The organism is Burkholderia sp. Bp9142 (assembly GCF_003853415.1).
Lineage (GTDB): Bacteria > Pseudomonadota > Gammaproteobacteria > Burkholderiales > Burkholderiaceae > Burkholderia.
This window is the reverse complement of sequence record NZ_QTPP01000053.1, coordinates 12,339-29,181: the sequence shown is the minus strand read 5'-3', so window position 1 is coordinate 29,181 and position 16,843 is coordinate 12,339. Positions and strand designations below refer to the sequence as shown.

16 protein-coding genes and 1 pseudogene are annotated in these 16,843 nt (G+C 58.5%); 5 read left to right on the top strand and 12 right to left on the bottom strand.

Annotated features, from left to right (window positions below; genetic code table 11):
- The first annotated feature begins 436 nt into the window (after window positions 1-436).
- Together mmsB and DIE22_RS34730 are read left to right on the top strand one after the other, a co-directional pair.
- Window positions 437-1,342, top strand: a complete 906-nt coding sequence (mmsB, locus tag DIE22_RS34735; RefSeq protein WP_124607225.1) for a 3-hydroxyisobutyrate dehydrogenase — start codon at window positions 437-439, stop codon at window positions 1,340-1,342.
- A gap of 14 nt (window positions 1,343-1,356) precedes the next feature.
- Window positions 1,357-1,647 carry a DUF1330 domain-containing protein gene (locus DIE22_RS34730; protein WP_124607224.1) on the top strand — a complete coding sequence of 97 codons (291 nt, stop codon included), beginning with the start codon at window positions 1,357-1,359 and terminating at the stop codon, window positions 1,645-1,647.
- Window positions 1,648-1,806: 159 nt separating this feature from the next.
- On the opposite strand, the pseudogene DIE22_RS34725 reads toward DIE22_RS34730, so the two are convergent.
- The 9 genes and pseudogenes from DIE22_RS34725 to DIE22_RS34685 all read right to left on the bottom strand — a co-directional run.
- Window positions 1,807-2,151, bottom strand: a pseudogene (locus DIE22_RS34725) (aldehyde dehydrogenase family protein); the annotation flags it as partial.
- 38 nt (window positions 2,152-2,189) lie between these two features.
- Window positions 2,190-3,386, bottom strand: a complete 1,197-nt coding sequence (locus DIE22_RS34720) for an MFS transporter (RefSeq protein ID WP_124607240.1) — start codon at window positions 3,384-3,386, stop codon at window positions 2,190-2,192.
- 122 nt (window positions 3,387-3,508) lie between these two features.
- The gene (locus DIE22_RS34715; protein WP_124607223.1) at window positions 3,509-4,729 is read right to left on the bottom strand and encodes an MFS transporter; all 1,221 of its coding nucleotides are present in this window, start codon (window positions 4,727-4,729) and stop codon (window positions 3,509-3,511) included.
- Window positions 4,730-5,023: 294 nt separating this feature from the next.
- Window positions 5,024-6,229 carry a 3-sulfinopropanoyl-CoA desulfinase gene (gene acdA / locus DIE22_RS34710; RefSeq protein ID WP_124607222.1) on the bottom strand — a complete coding sequence of 402 codons (1,206 nt, stop codon included), beginning with the start codon at window positions 6,227-6,229 and terminating at the stop codon, window positions 5,024-5,026.
- Window positions 6,230-6,246: 17 nt separating this feature from the next.
- Complete coding sequence (locus DIE22_RS34705) at window positions 6,247-7,437, bottom strand: CaiB/BaiF CoA transferase family protein (RefSeq protein WP_124607221.1); 1,191 nt, start codon at window positions 7,435-7,437, stop codon at window positions 6,247-6,249.
- A 27-nt stretch (window positions 7,438-7,464) separates the two neighbouring features.
- Window positions 7,465-7,806 (bottom strand): carboxymuconolactone decarboxylase family protein, encoded by a 342-nt coding sequence (locus DIE22_RS34700; RefSeq protein ID WP_124607220.1) that lies wholly within the window; start codon window positions 7,804-7,806, stop codon window positions 7,465-7,467.
- Between the two features lie 165 nt (window positions 7,807-7,971).
- Window positions 7,972-9,198, bottom strand: a complete 1,227-nt coding sequence (locus DIE22_RS34695) for a MalY/PatB family protein (protein ID WP_124607219.1) — start codon at window positions 9,196-9,198, stop codon at window positions 7,972-7,974.
- 52 nt (window positions 9,199-9,250) lie between these two features.
- Window positions 9,251-10,540: an amino acid permease gene (locus DIE22_RS34690; protein WP_260426843.1), complete on the bottom strand. Its 1,290-nt coding sequence runs from the start codon at window positions 10,538-10,540 to the stop codon at window positions 9,251-9,253.
- Between the two features lie 151 nt (window positions 10,541-10,691).
- The gene (locus tag DIE22_RS34685; protein WP_124607218.1) at window positions 10,692-11,165 is read right to left on the bottom strand and encodes a PaaI family thioesterase; all 474 of its coding nucleotides are present in this window, start codon (window positions 11,163-11,165) and stop codon (window positions 10,692-10,694) included.
- A gap of 264 nt (window positions 11,166-11,429) precedes the next feature.
- Between DIE22_RS34685 and DIE22_RS34680 the strand changes: the two genes are divergently transcribed.
- The 3 genes from DIE22_RS34680 to DIE22_RS34670 all read left to right on the top strand — a co-directional run bounded on the left by DIE22_RS34680 (window position 11,430) and on the right by DIE22_RS34670 (window position 13,677).
- A complete protein-coding gene (locus DIE22_RS34680) occupies window positions 11,430-12,347 on the top strand; it encodes a LysR family transcriptional regulator (RefSeq protein WP_124607217.1) in 918 nt (305 codons plus the stop codon).
- A 182-nt stretch (window positions 12,348-12,529) separates the two neighbouring features.
- A complete protein-coding gene (locus tag DIE22_RS34675; RefSeq protein ID WP_124607216.1) occupies window positions 12,530-13,126 on the top strand; it encodes a cysteine dioxygenase in 597 nt (198 codons plus the stop codon).
- A gap of 254 nt (window positions 13,127-13,380) precedes the next feature.
- Window positions 13,381-13,677, top strand: coding sequence for a hypothetical protein (locus DIE22_RS34670; RefSeq protein WP_124607215.1), 297 nt, complete (start codon window positions 13,381-13,383; stop codon window positions 13,675-13,677).
- A 21-nt stretch (window positions 13,678-13,698) separates the two neighbouring features.
- Here DIE22_RS34670 and DIE22_RS34665 read toward each other — a convergent pair whose 3' ends face one another.
- From DIE22_RS34665 to DIE22_RS34655, 3 genes are read right to left on the bottom strand one after another with little or no spacing between them, the layout of a single operon-like run.
- The gene (locus DIE22_RS34665) at window positions 13,699-14,796 is read right to left on the bottom strand and encodes a CaiB/BaiF CoA-transferase family protein (protein ID WP_124607238.1); all 1,098 of its coding nucleotides are present in this window, start codon (window positions 14,794-14,796) and stop codon (window positions 13,699-13,701) included.
- On the bottom strand, window positions 14,796-15,827 hold the full coding sequence (locus DIE22_RS34660) for a phosphotransferase family protein (protein ID WP_124607214.1): 1,032 nt from the start codon (window positions 15,825-15,827) through the stop codon (window positions 14,796-14,798). The genes DIE22_RS34665 and DIE22_RS34660 overlap by 1 nt, the downstream gene beginning before the upstream one ends.
- Window positions 15,824-16,840 (bottom strand): branched-chain amino acid ABC transporter permease, encoded by a 1,017-nt coding sequence (locus DIE22_RS34655; protein ID WP_124607213.1) that lies wholly within the window; start codon window positions 16,838-16,840, stop codon window positions 15,824-15,826. The genes DIE22_RS34660 and DIE22_RS34655 overlap by 4 nt, the downstream gene beginning before the upstream one ends.
- Window positions 16,841-16,843: the final 3 nt, after the last annotated feature.

Genomic DNA, 16,843 nt, shown 5'->3' with positions numbered 1-16,843 from the left:
AGGATCGGGAATCCGGGGTGCACAGCGCACCTGCGGCCAACGGCTGTGCAAAAATGTCGGAAGTGATGGCTGAATCCGCCGATGACCGTGCGGCCCACCCGCTATCGCGGGCGCCCGACGAAAAAATGGCCCGCCAGTTCGTGGGCGAGCCATTCGATGTACCGACCTGTCTCGGTCGCTGCCGGCGTTACGCAGCCTCTCTGGTATTCAGCCAGAACGAATCCGAGGCCATCCCGGTTCATCGCGCGTTCCACATGGAGCCGTGTGCAATTCTGCACATCGACTGTGCACCATACCCGACTGCCTCCGAGGTTTCTCTCATGATACGTTCGATCGAACGACGGAAATACAGGTGGACATACGCAATAGCGAACGGCGGACGCGTGCTGCAATCCCCTGACGTCAATCGATAAATTCAACATGCGGAGACACATCCATGTCAGACATCGGTTTCATCGGGCTTGGCAATATGGGGCTGCCGATGGCGAAAAACCTGCTCAAGGCCAACCATCGTCTGAAGGTATTCGATCTGAATCCGGCCGCACGGGAAGCGGCCGAAGCATTTGGCGCCGCAGTCGCAACGCATGCCATCGATGCAGCGCAGGATGTGGACGCCGTGATCACCATGCTGCCGAACGGCCAGGTCGTCGAGTCGACGTACCTTGGAGACAGCGGGATCTTGCGGACTGCCAACCGCAACCCGGTCTATATCGACTGCTCGACGATCGACCCGGGTTCGTCAAAGACCATCGCGGAAGCAGCACATCGGCACGGCCGCGAGGTGGTCGACGCACCGGTGTCCGGCGGAATCATGGGCGCGCGGGAAGGGTCGCTCTGTTTCATCGTCGGCGGCGAAACTGAAACGGTTGAGAAAATCGATCCGATCCTTCGCGCCATGGGCAAGACCGTGATTCATGCAGGCGAACACGGTGCGGGACAGTTGGCGAAGATCTGCAACAACCTGCTCGCCGCCGTATTGATGATCGGCACCGCGGAAGCGTTGGCACTCGGTGCCAGGAACGGGCTCTCGCCCCGCATCCTGTCGGATGTGATCCGGAACAGCAGCGGACGCAACTTCATGGTGGACCGGTGGAATCCGTGGCCCGGCGTGCTGCCGGACGTACCGTCCAGCCATGCCTACAACGGCGGCTTCCAGGTCAATCTCATGCTCAAGGATCTGGGTCTGGCATTGAACTGCGCCCAGGCCGCGCAGGCGAGCGTTCCACTTGGGGCATTGGCAAGAAACCTCTTTGCCCTGCATGACGAAGCGAATGACGAAAACTCGTTGCTCGATATATCCAGCATCCAGCATTTTTATTACAAAAACCCGCAACCCGATTGAACAAGGAGACTGTCATGGCCAAGGCCTATTGGATTGCTCATGTGGAAGTTTTCGACGCCGAATCCTATGCAATCTATGCAAAGGGAGCGACGGAGAGTTTTGAGAAATACGGCGGAAAGCCATTGGCGAGAGGCGGATTCACTCGGCATCTGGAAGGACAGCAGCGGCCGCGAAACGTGGTGATCGAGTTCGACAGCATGGAAACCGCGTTTGCATGCTACAACTCACCCGAATATCAAGCGGCAAAGGCCCATCGCGACGGAAAGGCAGTCGCCGATCTGATGATCGTGGAAGGGGTTGAATGAACTGCGTCCGCCGATAGGAAATGAATGCTCAAAAGGGGCCGCACGGCATGCGGCCCGGTTGAGTTCCACGCCCTGCTCCCTATCAGACCCGCCGGCGTAACGTAAGCAGTTCTGACTCGTCGCAGCGCCCGGCTCCCCCCTGGTCGCAGGAGGTCACGATCAAAAGAACCCGAGCGCCTCGGCCTGGTAGCTGACCAGCAAACACTTCGTCTGCTGGTAGTTCGACAACGCCATCTTGTGCGTCTCGCGACCGATGCCCGACTGCTTGTAGCCGCCGAACGCCGCGTGCGCCGGATACAGGTGGTAGCAGTTGGTCCACACGCGGCCGGCCTCGATCTCGCGGCCCATCCGGTACGCACGCGTGCCGTTGCGCGTCCACACGCCCGCGCCGAGCCCGTAGAACGTGTCGTTCGCGAGTTCGATCGCTTCCTGCTCGTCCTTGAACGTCATCACCGACGCGACCGGCCCGAAGATCTCCTCCTGGAACACGCGCATCTTGTCGTTTGATCATCTGATTCACAATCCGGAGAGCGCTCCGTGGACTACTCAAGTGCACGGACAGTCGATCCCTGCCGCGACCATTTCATCCACATCACACCGACGGCCGCAAGCAGGAGCGGTGGGAGGATCAGGCCAGATACAATCGACCACCCGAGCGCACTCAACAGTCCACCGGATATGAACGAACCGATGACCATTGCGCCGAACACGACGAAATCATTGATCGCCTGAACGCGCGGTCCTTCGTCCGCAGAATGGCAAGCGAGCACCTGCGCTGAGGCGCCAAGAAATCCGACGTTCCAGCCCGCACCCAGCAGCACCAATGCGCCCCAGAAATGGCCAACGGTCATGCCACCGATTCCAACGATCGCGGCGAACCCGATCAGCACAAGACCGGCCAATGTCACGTTGAGTGCCCCGAATCGGGAAATCAGGCGCCCCGTCACGAAACTCGGCGCGTACATCGCGATGACATGCATTTCGATACCGTAGTTGGAGTCGGTACGCGAAATCCCGCAGAACTCCATCGCAAGTGGTGCCGATGTCATCATGAAATTCATCATCGTGTAGCTCACGACACCGCAAAGCATAGCCACGATGAATCGAGGTTGCCGGAGAATCGTTGCTATCGGCCGCCCTCGTTCCGAACGCGCGACAGGAGGCTGATGTTCGAATTTCACACCCAACAGTACGACGGCTGACAGTATCGCAGCACCCGCGGCAGCGATATAGGTCACCATGTATGCATGGGGCGACCAAAGATTCATCGTCGCCGTCACGAGCTGCGGCCCGAATACACCCGCCGCAACGCCACCGGCCAGAACTGCGGATAGTGCGCGATGGCGGCTGTCTTCGCCAACGCATTCTGTCGCTGCAAACCGGAATGTCAACACGACAGCCGCATACGCGCCGCCAAACAGCATGGCAAGGCAAAACAACCAGAATGACGAAATGAACAGTGCGAGCGCCGCGACGAGCCCCGCAATCAAGCCGCATAGATTTCCGAACAGGAAGGCCGCGTGCCGGCCATGATGACGAGCCAATGCGCCGACGGGCAGTGTCGCGCTTGCCATACCGATGACAAACACGGAGATCGGTAATGTTGCAAGCGCAGGCCTTGGCGCAAGAATGTTGCCGATGATCGCGCCCGTCGCGTACACGACAGTCGTGTTGGCACCCGACAGTGCTTGTGCGGCGCTCAGGCGCCAGACGGAGGTATTGAGTCTTGAACCAGGCATCATGAATTCGACCTATGGCGAATCAAGGATTCATTTCAAGTAGCGATCATCAAAAGAAAAATCTTTGTCCCCAAGGTCGACCGGGGTCGCGACGGCAATCGCCGCTCCCCGGCGCATCGTCATCAGGAAACGGCAGATTGCCTACGGTCTGAACCTGCGTCGACCGGTTGGCCGATTTTCCGCAATGCCCACGCCGCGAGGGCCGCAACGATCCCGCCCGCAGCGAGCGGCATATAGGCCCAGCCCCATCGATGAGTCCAGTCGAGCGTTGCCCCGAAGGTCATCGGGGCGAACGCGCCAGCCCCGAACCCCAGAATCGATCTAATCCCCATGACGCGGCCGAGGTAGGCAGCAGGCACCTCGTCGGTCATCGCGGCTGATAACACGCCCGAATCGGCCAGGATGAAGAAACTGCCGATGGCTGCCAAAGCGATCACCCAACCGGGACCCCACTGTTGCGACCAGCCGATCAGCATTGAACAAATGGCTCCAATCGCCCCAACGCAAATCAGCACGCGCGCTCTGCCCAATCGATCAGACAGCGCACCGACGACTCCTGTCGCGATCATGCCGGATAGATGGATGGTGACACTCACGATCAGACTCGTGGTCATTGCCCCCAGTTTGCTGGGCTGAAGTGCGGCCGCCAGCAACGTCGGAGTCCACGCCCAACTGCCCAACAGTTCCCAACAGTGCGCCACATAGCCAACAAGAAGACATAGCGACGCAGGGCCAAATACGCGACGCCATTCCAGAGGCTCGGAACGTGCTGCCGTCTCGTGTCCGTGTCGTCGATTCTCCACCCCCTTGAGACCGATCTGACCCAATACCGCCCCGGCCGATGCACCTGTCGCGCACATGGCAAATCCTGCTGCCGGGCCGTAAGCACTGGCCGCCCACATCGAGAAAAAGACGGAAAGGAGATAGCCCAGCGAAGCTGCGGCGAGTATTTGTCCCATTGCGCGACCGCGGTCGGCCGGCGAACTCAAGTCCGCGATCAGAAGTAGCGCGGGGGCGTAAGCGCCTCCCTGCGTCAGCCCCACCAGCACGATCAAGAGCAATGCTGAATGAGGGGTTCGGGCGAAAATCGCGAAGATCACCAACGCAGCGGCACCGGCCCATGTGCAGGCCAAGTACACTCGCCTTGCCCCCAGACCATCGGATAGCCATGCGGTAACCAGAAGCGCGAATGCGTTGGAGAGATTGAACGCGGTCTGGATGCTTCCGGCAGTCGCGGCGTCCATGTGCCACGTCGAACGCAGTACCGGCAACGCGCCGGCGAATGCCATCGTGCCCATGCACGTGCCGACACGACTCATGCACAGCAGGAATTGGCGATTCATATCCGCCTCCGCGTGGCGGTGTACTCGGATCGCCTCGAATGACGTGCACGATGACTAGAGTGGGTGCGAGGCACGGTAATTGCCAGGAAATTGAAATGCGTGATCAACGGCTAACGGAAGTGTCCGCGTCTCCGATGTAGGGTTAACGACGTCCGAAGGACGCTCTAGCGTACGCTAGCCGGTGAGCCGGCTAGCGCAGCCTGTTGATTTCCACCAAGTCAGCGTGTTGCAAGCGCGGCACGGCATGCTGCATCTCGTGGCTCATCCCGTCCTTGCAGCATTGTTTTCCCTGGATCAGGCGTGGCCACCCTGTGCTGCTCGAAGATACCCGTCGCGTGTCTGTGGCAGTTTCATTCCCAGCAGCGTCGACGCGACCTGCGTGCGCAAAATCTGAGCCGTGCCACCGGCGATAGTAAACATACGAGCGTCGCGCACGTGTCGTTCCATCGAATTGTGCCGCCCGTAACCCGACGACCCATGGAACTGCAGTGCATCGTTCGTGACCTTGTTGGCTGTTTCGGCCGCAAAGATCTTTGCTCGCGCAGCTTTGTCGATGTCCGGAAAATCGACACCGCTTGAAGCAGCGGAGCGCAGAAGCAACCGGGCCGCTTCCAACTGGGTCGACATGTCGGCCAACATCCACTGCAACCCCTGGAACTCGGCAATGGGACGTCCGAATTGATGCCTGGACTTCAGGTAGGCCATGCCCTCTTCGAATGCGCCCTGCGCAATACCCAGGGCCACGGTCCCGGCGCCGACACGCTGTGCGTTGTAGGCAGTCATCAGCGACGCAAAACCGCGTTTCAGGCCGCCCGGCGGTACCACGAGCATCGACTTGTGAATCTGGAGGTCACGAAACTCGAGGTGAGTCTCGGGGATCCCGCGCACCCCCATTGCATAAAGCCTCCGTCCCACCACGAGTTCCGCCGGCGAGCGATCATTCCGCACACAGATGAAAGCACCGATGCCTTGCTCGACACCGTCATCGAACACGCGGGCGAAGATCAGGTGCAGCTTCGATACGCCGCCACCGGTGATCCAGTACTTTTCTCCATTGAGGATGTAGTGATCCCCTTTCTTGTCCGCGTGCGTGGTCATCTCGCTGGCAGCGCTGCCGGCGTTCGGCTCCGAGATACAGATCGCCGGCTTATCTCCCGATAGAACCAGTTCGGCCGCCAACTTCAGCTGTTCCTCGGTCCCGTACTTCGCGATTGCGCCGATCGCTCCCATATTGGCCTCGACCGTGATGCGCCCCATCGTGGCGCACGCCTTGGCCATTTCCTCAATGACGACCACCGTATCGAGGTAAGAAAGCCCACCTCCGCCCATGCTTCTGGGCAAGGTCATCCCCATGAATCCTGAATCGCGGAGCTGCGTAACATTCGCCCAAGGATACTGCTCCGTAAGGTCCGTCTCTGCGGCCGTCGGCGCAAATGCCGATTGCGCGAGCTCGCGCGCGCGAGCCTGCAGCTTCAACTGTTCAGGGGTAAGGTGATACATGACGCCTCCCAAAATATCTAGTTTTTCCCAAGCCAATCCGCCAGCACTTCAGCTGCATGCTCGTTGAGCCGCGGCGGTGGCCGCTTATAGCTCGGCGGCGTTGCGGACATCTTCAACGGGTTTGCCAGCAGACCAATCTCTCCGCCTTCTGCCCATTCGCACGGCATGCGCAGCTCGCAACCGCGGGCTTTGACATGCGGGTCGGCAAATATCTCTTCCAGATTGTTCACCGGCCCGCACGGAACACCGACCGCCTCGAGTTCCCGCAGCCACTCGGCACGCGTCCGAGTTCCGAGGGCGTTGTCAACGTGTTCGCATAGCGTGGCTCGGTGACGGATTCGCATCGGATTGGTTGCATAGCGCTCGTCGGACGAAAGCGCGTTCAACCCCGCCACCTCGCAAAATCGGCGAAATTGGGCATCGTTTCCAACCGCCAGAATCATCGGTGAATCTGCCGTCGAAAAGACCTGGTACGGCACGATGTTCGGGTGCCCGTTACCCAACCGGGCCGGCAGCCTTCTGTCGCTCAGGTAGTTGGTTCCTGCATTCACGAGCCAGGAAATCTGGGTGTCGAGGAGGGAAATGTCGATGTGTTGCCCTTCCCCTGTTCGCTGTCGATGCTGCAATGCCGCCAGGATCCCGACGGTGGCATACATACCGGTCATGACGTCGGCAATACCAACTCCCACCTTCATCGGCTCACCATCCGGCTCCCCGGTAAGACTCATGATGCCGCCCATACCCTGGATCAAGAAGTCGTAACCGGGGCGGTTGGCATAGGGCCCCGTCTGACCAAATCCAGTGACCGAGCAATAAATGAGTCGCGGATAGCGCTCTTTTATCTGCTCGTAAGCCAAACCGTACTTGGCAAGACCACCGACCTTGTAGTTCTCCACCAGAATGTCGGCCTGGGCGATCAGCTGATGCACGAGTTCCTGCCCTTCGTCAGAGCCGATATCGATCGCAATCGATCGCTTGTTGCGATTGGCCGAAAGGTAGTAGGCACTCTCATTCGTTTTCTCGCCCGCACTTCCACGTACATAGGGTGGTCCCCATTTACGCGTGTCGTCTCCTTCATCGGGCTTTTCCACCTTGACGACATCAGCCCCGAGATCGCCAAGCAATTGAGCTGCGCTCGGTCCCGCCAGGATGCGGGATAGATCCAGGACTTTGATGCCTGCCAGCGCCACCATCTGGTCAGATTTCATGCGATATCACCGTCGGGATGTTCCACATCAGCTACCGAACTGATCGAAGGCTTCCAGTGCTCGCGCGGAATAGACAAAGGCAGCGCCGGCATTGAGTGCAATCGCGGTCCCCAATGCCTCTGCAACTTCCTGCTTCGTTGCCCCTGCTTTCTGTGCGGCCGCTGCGTGGGACGCAATGCAACCCTCGCATCGCGTCGTCACCGCCACCGCCAAAGCGATCAGTTCGCGGGTCTTGAGATCGAGCGCCTGCCCCTCACTCAAGGACTCGTTCAAGCCAAAGAATGCCTTGACAACCGGCACGTTTGCTTTTGAGAGGTTTGCACCGGCAGCGCGTTGCTTCGAAAGAAGTTCGGTCCAGTCGTTGATCATTTCCTTCTCCATTGACTATAACGTTAGTAAAGCTTACAAAAATCCGTACTCGCCATCGATTTCATGAGAACACTACAAGGATCATCATCCAGAAGAGTTTGATCCAGATCGAAGCGAGGACGGCACTCCGGGAAACATTAAAAATTGCCAACTCGACATCGGCGATCAATGCCGAGCAAGCGCCTGCGAGATTCGCTCGATCGCCAGGTCCACCGTCTGACGTGGGCAACCGAGGTTAGCCCGCATGAAGCCATTTCCCTCAACACCGAACTTGGTGCCTCTGTCGAGCCACACTCGACTCTTCGTGAGCATGAAATCTTCAAGCTCGTCGCCTGACATGCCCAGTCCTCGGCAATCGATCCACGCCAGGTAAAGCGCATCCATGTCGACAACCTTCAGACCCGCGTCCAATGCGTTGATACGCTCGGCGAAGTGCCGCTGGTTCAACGCGATATAGGCCACAAGCTCATCGACCCAGTCGCCTCCATGCGTGAACGCCGCTTCGGTGGCAACCATGCCCAGCAAATTGATGCGGGCGTTATGGTTCCTGTCGATGGTCCGCATGACCTCATCCCGCTTGACCTTGTCGGCAATGAACATATTGCCGCACTGCAGCCCGGCGAGATTGAATGTCTTGCTCGCAGATGTACACGTGATGCTGTTGTGAGCGAACCGACGATCCAGCGATGCAAATGGTATGTGTTTGCGTCCTTGAGCCAGTACGAAATCACAGTGAATCTCGTCAGCTACCACGAGCACGCCGTGATTCTGACAAATCTCTCCCATGGTCCACAGCTCCTCTTCGGTCCACACATTTCCCGTCGGGTTGTGCGGATTCGAGAGGATGAAGATCTTGGTGTTCCCGCGAATGGCGTCTTCGAACGCCTCTGCGTCGAATCGGTAGCGGCCCCCGTCGAAGCGCAGTGGTGCCGTGGTGACCTGGCGACCATTGATCATCACGTCATGATGAAAATGCGCATAGACCGGTGGCTGGATAAGGACGGAATCACCCGGTTGCGAAAACGCCTGCACCACCGTCTTGAGCGCAACAATCACGCTGGCAATCGGCACCACCCATCCAGGGGGTACATCCCAATCGAAACGCCGTTGCTGCCAGCCGATCACCGCATTCAAGTAGTGCTTCGTGGGGCCCGCTGCATAGCCGTAGACACCATGTGTGACGGCGTCGTGCAACGCATCGATCACGGCAGGTGGAGATCGAAAGTCCATATCCGCAACCCACATGGGCAATGGTTTCGCCTGCGCCTGTGCTGGAGTCATGGCGTCGCTCGCGGCCCCCCATTTCAGGGAGTTGGTGCCGCTGCGGTCTACCACGGTGTCGAAGTCGAATCGAGTCCCGCTGATCGGGATCACGCCCGCATCTTGCCTCATTGCTTTCACCCTCTTTCAATTTTCCATTGCACGAATCGCGTCATTTGAAATATTAGTATCCCAAAGCTTTCATGACCGGAGAAAGACACAAAACGATGCCAAACGCGAACACGCACCACACGCGGGGAGAGCGGAACTTCCTGAGGGCAGGCACCTTATACACCAGCAGACAAGGAACGACGAATGAGGCAATACCATAGATGGGTGCCGCGAGCTGCTGAAGCAACAGGATCGAAAACCGAGTCTGCACCCAGCACCACAGGCCGATCACAATGAAGACGCAGATTCCGACGGATACAAGACGAACATTGATGCGTTCGCACGGAATGAACCGGGTGATGACGTTCATCACTACGCCTCTGATTGCCTCTTCGAGTCCAAGATAAATGCCCAGAAACGCGGTGACGATAGCGAACAGATTGAGCGCGGTCGCCATATACAGCACGCCGTTACCGGGAATGACGCTGCCCGCCAGTGCCAGAGCCGAGATATTCTGCGCCTTGGCCGACAGCGCCTCCTCATGCGTGAGTACAAAGGAAAACGAAGTGGCGAAGAACAGAATCGCAACTACGAGGATGACGTACGCTATGCGATTGGCACGAAATGCGCGATACGTTGCAATGCGCGGATCCTTCTCCACCTTGCGAAACGCGATGTTCATCGGACTCAGGATCTGCACAAACATGATCGAAAACAGGGTGAACGGGGCGGTCAGAATAGTGTCGATCACGAACCGTTTGAGCTGCGGGACCTGCGGCAAACCAATTCGGAAATCCCAATGCGGGATCATCACTACCCCGAGAAGCACCACGACACCGAGCTTGAAGAGCACCAGTGGGCTCGACACCTTAAAGATCAGCCTTTCCCCCTGCGACGCAACGAGCACCAGGAGACACAGTAGCGTCAAGGAGAAGAGCGGACTATCGGAGAGCAATCCCTTCGTCACACCAAAGCTCTGCAAGTACTTGGCCGTATCAAAAGTAACCGCCAGGGAATAAGTCAGCATCCCTTTGACCAGCATGAAGAAGTACACCACCGCGAGAAAGATGCCCCAATTCTTTCCAAGATATTGCGTGATGATCCCAGCATAATTCTCACACTCCTCGCTTTCAGATAGCGTCTGCAAGTAGAGCTTCTGCATCATGTACATTGCCGGATACGCGATCATTACTGATGCAGCAAACACCCAGACACCGGTGATACCAACCTGCACCGGCAGAAATACGATGCCGGAACCAATTGCCATCCCAATGCACAGGATGACCCACCCCATGTCGTATCTGGTGAACGGTACCCTGCCCAGCGATTCAGCGGAAATTTCCAACTCAGTGAACGTGTTCAAGCCTGTCTCCTTGTATGTGAACACCATGACGCGCAAACGCGACAAGGCATCGCTACGTTTTATCGTTCTTGTTATCGCGAGGCTGAGCGCCTCAAAAGCCGTACAGCCGCCCGCTGGCCCTCTTTGGCGCGGCACGAACAGCGAGTCCTCTTCAGTGGCGCGGATGATCCGGCAACCGGATCGCCAACATCTCGCCGACAGCACACGTCATTTCGCCAGCGGTTAGCGCAAGATCTATCCATGCCTTTCGTCCCTCGAGTGAACGAAGGCGCCCCTTGATCACCAACTCAACTCCGAATGGAGTCGGTTGCTTGAAGTCGACTCGCAGAGACGCCGTCACGAAACGTATTGGCGCTGACCTTTCGTCTTCATGCCGACCTTCAATGACACAAGAAAAGGCGGCTGCGGATGCGGCGCCGTGACAGTCGAGAAGCGAGGCAATCATTCCGCCGTAGACGTGGTCCGGAACACCACCGCTGTATCGGAGGTCTGGCGTAAACGTCGCAACCGTTTCGTCTCCGACGAGGTAGCTCTTCAAATGATGGCCATGCGGATTGTGTGCGCCGCAGCCGTAGCAGTGGCCAAACTCGGGCGGATAGCGGTCTTGTATCGCGAGCGCATGCATGGCGTGGTCTCCTCGACGAAATTCGGGCCTCTCGCGGTCGTCAGGAAGGACAGGTCACGTGGTACCGATCTCAGCTCGACCTCGAACTGGAGTCATCGTATTGGTTCATCAGATTCACAAACAATTGATATTTAAATCAACATGTCTTCAGTGACCAAGTTCGCGCTCGGAGCAATGGTTTCCCCTAAGCCACCGGACTTGCCCTGGCATCCGCCTGCCCATACGATGTTCATTTCGCTGAGCACGGCTTGAGGGAAAATTCAAATGGGGCATGGATCCGGCACGACGACACCGACGCTTCGACAGCTTCAGCTTCTCCTCGCGCTGACATCTTCGGATGGGATTGCCAGCGCCGGCGCCAAGCTTGGTATGTCCCCTTCCGCTACAAGTCACGCACTGCGGGCACTGGAGGAAGCGCTGGGAACGGAGTTGATTGATCGAAACACATCGCGCATCACGCTGACCTACACCGGCGAGCATGTTCTTCCTCATGTCCGCGATGTGTTTGCGTCTCTTCAACTGGTTCAGGCGACGGCACTGGCGGGCGCTGAGCTGAAGACCGGGTTGCTGCGTCTGGGTTCTTTCGGCGCGAGCGCGACGATCCGGGTTCTTCCACCGCTGATAGAGCGATTCAAGGCTCGCTACCCTGGCGTTGAAATCCTGGTCACGGAAAAGCCGGATGAACAAACATCGCGAGACTTGATCGAGCGTCGTCTGGAGCTCGCCGCCGTTACGCTGCCGAAGTCGGACTTCGATGCACAAACGCTCGCCGTCGACGAGCTCGTCGCTGTTGTACCCTCCAACCACCCGCTGGCAAAGCTGGACACTGTTCCGCTCAAGGCGTTGACGGTAGACCCATTCATCCTCACCCGCGCGGGTTCGGAGGCCTTGGTGACCAAGCTATTCTCACGGAACGGGCTACGTCCACGCGTGACGTACGAACTGCTACAACTGATGTCGATACTTGAACTGGTTGCGAACGGGAAAGGAGTTTCGGTCCTCGCAAAATTCGCACTCCCGGATCAGTACGCCGGCACCGCCTTCCGTCCTCTGTCACCCAGTTCGTCAAGACGTATCGGCCTGGTATGCCTGAACGAAAATCGCCTTTCACCTGTCGCTCGCGCCTTCTGGCAAGAAACTCGTCGACATCAAGCGATCCTCAAATCGGCACCTCGCGCCTGACGCTCCGGACAATCCCGCACAAACATGAAGTTGGCCGGATGATTGAAACAAGATTCAATTGCTCATGACGGTTCATGAGGCAAGAATCTGTCATGCCCGAAGACTCACTACGGAGCTTTCGCAAAAGTCTGCGGAAAACCTTCGGGGCAGTTGCGACAAGATCAATCACCCGGAGACATCTGATGCCAGTTCCATCTGCTCGCTTCAATCGCTTCGTCAGCGACTTTACGCAGCTCGTCGACACTTTCGCCAACGACGAGCGGCAAATCCTGGAGCGCGGACGTGAACTCCTTGCTGAAATTGTCCGCCATGACGACTGGCTTCCGGACGAATACGCTCGGCCGGATCCTCAGTACTATCAGCAGTACCTGCTCCATGCCGATCCCGCCGATCGGTTCTCGGTGGTCAGCTTTGTCTGGGGCCCTGGCCAGAAAACGCCAATCCACAACCATACGGTGTGGGCATTGATCGGCATGCTGCGAGGCGGAGAGCGTGCAGAGTCATTTGAAGTCGGTCGCCAGGGTCAGCCCATGCAGTCATGCGGAGTCGACTATCTCGAGCCGGGAACTGTCGAAAGCATTTCACCGTGCACCGGCGACATTCATCGGGTATCCAACACGTATGAAGATCGCGTCTCGGTGAGTATTCACGTCTACGGTGGAAACATCGGAAGAATTTCGCGGTACGTCTTCGATCCCGACACGAGCACCCTGAAACCCTTTGTTTCCGGCTACTCCAACGAGAGCGAGCTTTCCCGCCAAGTGACAGGAAACGCCTGACCAGGTGCCCGGGTGCGTCACGTGGAGCTTAGAGCGCTGTTGCAGCTGATTTGGGGGAAGGAGCGGCCAGTTCCCCCTTCAGCTGCTTGGCTTGCCTTGTTCAGGCTTACGACGATGACAGGGCAACTGCCTGTTGCCGCGCTTCAATTTTTCGGATTCGGCTCGGCCGACGAGCTGATCGCGTATGCCAGATAACAGTGCCATGATGTAAGCGAGTTTTCGGCGGACGTTTCCAGTAAGAAAGGAGCCGCACGATGAAACGCAAGCGCTTCAGCGTCGAGCAGATCTTCGCGCACGCCGAGCACCATCTGAAACTCGAACCGAGCCCGATCAACGCCGCGTCGCAGAATATGTGCGACAACCTCATCAATCAGCTTTTCATCGTGGGTCGCAAAGGTGGCTACTGCCCCGAAAAACTGCTCCGTCCGACACACCTATATAAGTCGCACTACGAAATATTCGTCTCAAAAAAACCGCCCCTCACGAGTGAGAGGCGAAAGGCACTGCAAGGAACGGAATCAATGCCTCACGATTTCACCATCAAAATTTGACGTTTCCATGGATGGCAAGCGTCAGGCGGTGCTGCGTAACGCATTGACGCTCCAGGTCGCCAATGCTTCTTGTATCGACACGGAGCGTGTCGGCTGCGGTGCAGCATTGACGGTTCTTGAAAATCGCGGCGCCGGTGCCGGCTGAGCCACACCCTCTACTGTCAGATAGGTCTCCCGGGCGACGTTGTGAGGATGCGCCAGCGCCTCATCCCAATCCAGCACCGGCGCGAAGCAGGCGTCGGTACCTTCAAGAAGGTCGCACCACTCCTGGCGAGTACGCGTGCGGAAGACGTTCGCCAAGCGCAGCTTTAACAGCGGCCACCGTGCAGCATCCAGTTGCTCGTCGAATAACGGATCATCGAGTCCGCACAGTGTGCGCAATTCTGCGTAGAACTGAGGCTCGATGGCGCCGATCGCGATGAACTTGCCGTCAGCGCACGCATACGTGTCATAGAAATGAGCGCCACCATCGAGCAGGTTTTCACCGCGCTGGTTGCCCCATTGCCCCATGGCCTTGAGGCCATACAGGAAAGCCGACAACAAAGCCGAACCATCAGTCATCGCCGCATCGACGACCTGACCGCGGCCGGACCCCTTGGCCTCGAGCAATGCCGCCAGCAGTCCAACGGCCAACAGCATGCCGCCCCCACCGAAATCGCCCACGTAATTCAGCGGCGGCGGTGGCGCCTCGTCAGGCCGACCGATCGCGTTGAGCGCACCGGAGATGGCGATGTAATTGATGTCATGCCCGGCCGCCTGCGACAGAGGCCCATGTTGACCCCACCCCGTCATTCGGCCATAGACCAGCCGAGGGTTGGCCTCAAGGCAGTCCTGTGGCCCCAGGCCCAACCGCTCCATCACGCCGGGCCGGAATCCCTCGATCAGGCAATCGGCCGCACCAATCAACGACACGACTTGTTCCCTCGCGCCAGCGGCCCGCAGGTCCAGCTGTACCGTGCGTCTGTTGCGGGTAGTCACGTCACGCGCGTCAGGTGACTGACCGGGCCGTGCGATGCGCACCACGTCGGCGCCCAGGTCACCCAACACCATGGCGCAGAAAGGGCCGGGACCAATCCCCGCGAATTCCACAACCTTCAATCCTGCAAGGGGTCCCGCCATCATTGCTCTCCCTTATCGATTGCGATCAATTCCGCCGCATAACGCGCAAAGCGGGACGACAAGCGACCGACCGCCACGGCGTCATCGCCGACGGCATTTCCAGCCTTCGCTCGGGCCGTGATTCCCTCCAGGATCACGGCAAAGCGGAAAAGCGAAAACGCATGATGGAAGGGGCGAACATCGTCCCCTCTGCCACTCGCGGCCAAGTAGGCTGCGAGATACTCCCGCTGATCGGGCAGATGCAATGCCTGCAGATCCAGGCCGTTGACGCCTTCGAACACGTCCGGCTCGGTCAGCCATGGCAGACTGCTGTACGCCGCGTCCGCCAACGGGTGGCCCAGCGTCGAGAGTTCCCAGTCCAGCACCGCGATCACGCGCGGCTCGGTCGGGTGGAACATCACGTTGCCGAGCCGGAAGTCTCCGTGGGCAATCGTCGTTTCGTCGCCTAGCGGAATATGGCTCGGCAGCCATTCAATCAGACGCTCGATATCCGAGTTGTCCTGGGTCTTGGACGCTTGCCACTGGCGAGTCCAGCGATCGATTTGACGCGCGAAGAAATTGCCCGGCTTTCCGTAGTCGGCCAAACCGACACTGGCCCAATCGACTGCGTGCAGCTGAGCCAGCGTTTCGGCCAGAGCGAACAGATAGCTGCGCCGTTGTCCCGGGTCAATTTCAGGCATCGCGTAGTTGCTCATGACCCGACCTTCAAGGCGCTCCATCACGTAAAACGGCGTTCCGATGATTTCGCGATCCTCGCAGTACAAGAGTGCATTGGGTACCGGTACGTCAGTCTCATGCAACGCACGCAAGATCCGGAACTCTCGATCTACCGCATGCGCCGACTTGAGCAATTCCCCCGGCGGCTGCTTGCGCAGGACCAGGCGCGGACCTTTTTCGAAAGTGACGAAGAACGTCGGATTGGACTGACCGCCTCCAATGCGTTCCAGCGCCATCCGGCCACGCAACTCCGGCATAGAGGTCTGCAGATAGTCGGCAAGGACAACCGGATCGAACTCGAGGTGGTGGCTCATGCTTGCGCCCCCCCTTGCCCCTGCAGACGCGTTCGCACGCGTGTGATCAGACCCATCACGCCGCCCGGAAGAACAAAGACGAAGAGGATCAATACGAGACCGTAGATTCCCCAGGCAGCATCCTTGGAAATAGTCTCGGCAACGCTCGGTACGAACATGATGAAAGCGGCGCCAAACAGCGCGCCCCACAGCGTACCGATGCCACCGACGACCACGCCGACCAGCAGCGAGATGGACAGGAACATCGTGAAAGAATCCGGTGAAACGAATTGAACGGCCAGCGCAGACAGGCCACCTCCGATACCGGTGAACGCAGCGGACACGCCGAAGGTCATGGATTTGTAGTGTCGGTTGTCAATCCCCATGGACTCGGCGGCGATCTCGTGGTCACGAATGGCACGCAGGGCACGCCCCGTCCCGCTGTCGATCATGTTCCGGGCCAGTACGAAAACCACCACTGCCACGATGAGCGCAAAGAGGTAGAGGTACTGATCAGAGTCGAGTGGCAGACCGAACGGCGCATCCGGCTTGGTCAAGACGATACCGCCTACACCGCCGGTCCACGGTTCCAGGTACTTGTATTTCAGCAACTGCGGCGTCACCACACCCAGAGCAAAGGTCGCGAGCGCCAGGTAGAGCCCCTGCAACTTCAGCGCCGGGCGACCGAACAGGTATCCGACCAGCAAGCAGACCAGACCGGCTGCAGGAATGCAAAGCCAGTAGGGAACCGAGGCCTTGTCCATCAGGATGGCAACGGTATACGCGCCGATCGCGTAGAAAGCACCGTGTCCCAAGGAAATCTGGCCGTTGTAACCAGTCAGCATATTCAGTCCGACCAGCGCGACGGCATAGGAAAGCACCATGGTGATCTGGAACAGGACATACCCGTGAACGACGAACATCGGGACGATCGCGAGGGCCAGCAGAATCAGACTTCGCGGCAAACGGGCACGCTGACTGCGCGCGGGTCCCGAAAAGGGAGCGGGATGAGAGGTCATGGACTTCAGATTCATGGC